This window comes from Paenibacillus whitsoniae, assembly GCF_003955665.1.
In the GTDB taxonomy this organism is placed as follows: domain Bacteria; phylum Bacillota; class Bacilli; order Paenibacillales; family NBRC-103111; genus Paenibacillus_E; species Paenibacillus_E whitsoniae.
The window spans coordinates 1-3,564 of the sequence record NZ_RXHU01000161.1 but is presented as its reverse complement, the minus strand read 5'-3'; the positions used below and the strand labels follow the sequence as shown (position 1 = coordinate 3,564).

General features: G+C 54.0%; 4 protein-coding genes. All 4 read right to left on the bottom strand.

Features of this window, described 5'->3' with window-relative positions:
* Positions 1-514 (bottom strand): ABC transporter ATP-binding protein (locus EJQ19_RS31495; RefSeq protein WP_164716884.1); only part of this gene is annotated, 514 nt, incomplete at its 3' end.
* 18 nt (positions 515-532) lie between these two features.
* The gene (locus EJQ19_RS31490) at positions 533-2,191 is read right to left on the bottom strand and encodes an ABC transporter permease (protein WP_126145154.1); all 1,659 of its coding nucleotides are present in this window, start codon (positions 2,189-2,191) and stop codon (positions 533-535) included.
* 108 nt (positions 2,192-2,299) lie between these two features.
* Entirely contained in the window at positions 2,300-3,334 is a 1,035-nt protein-coding gene (locus tag EJQ19_RS31485) for an ABC transporter substrate-binding protein (protein ID WP_164716882.1), read from the bottom strand.
* Between the two features lie 25 nt (positions 3,335-3,359).
* On the bottom strand, positions 3,360-3,564 hold a 205-nt coding region (locus EJQ19_RS32110), incomplete at its 5' end, for a hypothetical protein (RefSeq protein WP_164716880.1).

Here is a 3,564-nt window from a genome sequence, read left to right as displayed (position 1 = left end):
GCAGCTTGGCGTCGAGGTTGGACAGTGGCTCGTCGAGCAGGATGATCGGCGAGTTCATGACGAGCGCCCGCGCCATGGCGACGCGCTGCTGCTGACCCCCGGACATCTGGTGCGGGTACCGCTCCTCGAGTCCGGTCAACTTCACTTTCGCAAGCGCTTCTTTCACGCGCTGCTGCACTTCGGCCTCCGGCCGTTTTTGAATGTCGAGGCCGTACGCCACATTGTCGAACACCGTCATATGCGGGAACAGCGCATACTCCTGGAACACCATCGGCGTGCCCCGCTTGTAAGGCGGCAGGTCGTTAACCACGGTGCCGTCGATGCGGATTTCGCCCTCGTCGATCGTGTAGAAGCCTGCGATCGAGCGCAGTAATGTCGTTTTGCCGCAGCCGCTCGGGCCGAGGAAGGTAATAAATTTGCCGCGCTCAATTTGCAGGTGAATATTTTTGAGCACGTGGTTGTCGCCGAACACTTTGTTGACGTTGGTCAGATCGAGTAATGCTTGCGAGCTCATGCGTCTCACGCTCCTGTCTTAGAAATCGAATATTTTCACTTTATCCCGGAAGATCAGTTTCATAATGCCAAGTGTGCCTAGCGTTGCGCCCATGAGGCCAACAGCGACCGCGGCCGCCCAGTAGTAGGTGCCCGTTTCCGCGTAGTTGAAGATCGAGACGGCCGCTACCACCCACTTCGGCGTAATCAAGAAGACGATGGTGCTGAGCGTATTCATATTTTTCATAAAGGCATAGACGAAGTTGGCGACGACGGTTTTCTGCAGCATCGGGAACACGATGGTCGTTAGTGTTCTGCGGCTGTCTGCGCCGAGGTTGGCGGCGGCCTCTTCGATCGATTTATCGACCTGCTTGAAAGAAGCGGTCAGCCCACGGTACCCGACAGGCATCTGCTTGAGCAGCATCGCCACGATAATGAGAATGGCGGAGCCTTGCAGCATCAGCGGGCCCGAACTAAAAGCGACGATCAGCGCCAAGCCGACGAACGTACCCGGCAAGGCAATTGGCAAAACGGCGGTGAAGTCGAGCAGTTTTTTGCCTGGAAACGGTTTGCGCACGATGACATAAGCCAGCACTAGCGCGAAAGCGACCGCCAGCAGGGAACTGACCAACGACAGCACGAGACTGTTCATGACCGCTGGGCTGGACGGGTTAAAGACGATTTTAAAAATATGATCCAGCGTAAACGTGTTATCCCGCCCGAAGTTCTTCGTAAATGCGAACAGAATCGTGATCAGGAACATCGAGAGAATGAAGACGGACATCAAGCAGTTGAAAATAAACAGCAAAATGTCGGTTCGGCGAGAGGTCGTCACGCGATTGAGGCCCGACACCGGCTTGCCGGTAATGGTCGAGTAGGAGCCCTTCGACAGCAGCTTGCTCTGAATCGCAAAGACGATCAGCGCCGGAATGACGAGAATAATACCCATCACCGAAGCGAGCCCCGGCTCGTTGTTGATGATTTCTCCGTAAATTTCGACCGCGAGGAGCGAATAGTTGCCCCCGATCAGCTTCGGATTCCCGAAGTCGGCAAAGCAGTTGATCGCCACCAGCAGGAAGGCATTGATGACGCCCGGCAACGCGAGCTTGAGCGTAATCGTGCGGAAAAGCTTGAAGCCGCGGGCGCCGAGGTTCTGCGCAGCGATCTCTAAGTTCGGCGAAATGGCGCGCAGCACGCCGGTAATCGTCATGTAGGCCAGCGGAAAATACGAAATCGTCTGCACGATCCATAGCCCGGGAAGGCCGTAGAGGTCCAACTCGACGCCGAACCAGCTTTTCATCCACTGGGACACCATGCCGCCCCGTCCGAACAGGAGCAGGAACGCGAGGCCCGTCATCACGGAAGGCGCGAGAATCGGCAGAAACGCGATGAAGCGGAAAAACTTTTTCCCGACAATGTTGCTGTAATGAATCGAGTAGGCATAAATGAAGCCGCACACGGTCGCCGTCAACGCGGATAAGCTTGAGCTCACGACTGTATTGAGCAGTGCGGTGGCGTAACGGCTTTTGCTGAAGAACAGCTTCCAGCTGTCCGCCCCGGGCAGGGAAATGACGTAAATGAGCGGATAGATAACGAACAGACACAGGACCGCAAAACTAATGAGCACCAGCACCAGGGAGGACGGATCCTTCACCAGGCGGCTTATCGAAGCGCCTACGCCTTTTTTTTCTATGATCATAGGGGTACTGCAACCACCTTCCGATTTCGATTGGAAAAGCCGGGGGAGCCGCTATCCCGCAGCAGGGTCGGGCTCCGCCAAGCGATCACACATTTTGTAAGCGTTTTCTTATTTGAGATCCTTTAAAGCATCCTGCAATTCCTTACGCTGCTCGGCAGCTTTCCACAGGCTGTACGATTTGTTGTATTTGGTCGTTTGAATATCGATGCCGTTCTTCGGAACAGGAACACCCGGTTTCACAGCGACCGCCATCGCGGACTCTGTGTAAAGCACCGCCGGCTCTTTGGTCAACATGAAGTCCATTAATTTCTTCGCGTTTTCCGTATTCGGGCCGCCTTTTACGATGGCAAGTCCGCCAACTTCGTAGCCTGCGGCTTCCGGTACGATGGAGACGATCGGGTTGCCTTGGTTTTTCATTTTAAGCTGGTCGCCAAGGAACGTTACGCCAATCGTATATTCGCCTTTGGCCGCTTTCTGAATCGGTTCAATCCCGGATTTCGGTCTTTCTTTCAGGTTCGGCAGCAGCTGCGACACGTATTTCAGCATCTCATCCTTGCCCCATACTTGGGCCAGCGAAGCTACCGCGGTATACGCCGTACCGGATGTCGCCGGGTCGGACATGCCGATCTCGCCTTTGAACTTAGGATCGAGCAATTCTTTGAACGTTTGCGGGTACGCCTGCGTGCCGTATTTTTCTTTCCAGCGCTGCTCGTTGATGCCGATGGCAACCGGATTCAGATAAAAACCGTTCCAGTATCCCTCTTTATCTTTCATATTGTCGGGAATATCTTTGGCGTTCGGCGATGTGTAACTTTCAAGCGCTCCCGCTTTCTTCAGCACCTCGTGGGAATCGGCCGGGCCGCCCATCAGGAAGTCCGCTTGCGGCTTGCCCATTTCATTCTGTACGCGGGATACCGCCTCGCCGCTTGGCAGTCGCAGCACTTCGTATTCGATGCCTGTTTCTTCTTTGAACTTATCCAAAATCTTGCGTGCTTCTTCCTCTTGGAAAATGGAGTAAACCGTAATCTTGCCCTTCGACTTGCCTCCGAACACGCCGGATTTGTACAAGAAGAATCCCCCAATTAGTACAACAGCAGCAAGCGAAACAATTAGGACAGATTTGTTGCTTTTGTTTCTAGCCATGTCAATCAACATCCCCTCTCATCGGTTAAGAGGCATCGTTCTGTTTGAAATAGGCTTTATGATTCGTCTCATCCAGCAAATCAAAGACTACGAAGTAGGCGTTGTCGTACTGATCGAGATGCAGCCAGTGCTTAGCGCTCGCATTCGCATCCGCCAGCTGTACCACATAGTGGGCGCTCGGCTGTTTGTCGGTGAAGGTAAATTGGCTAAAATCAATCAGCCGCACCGCC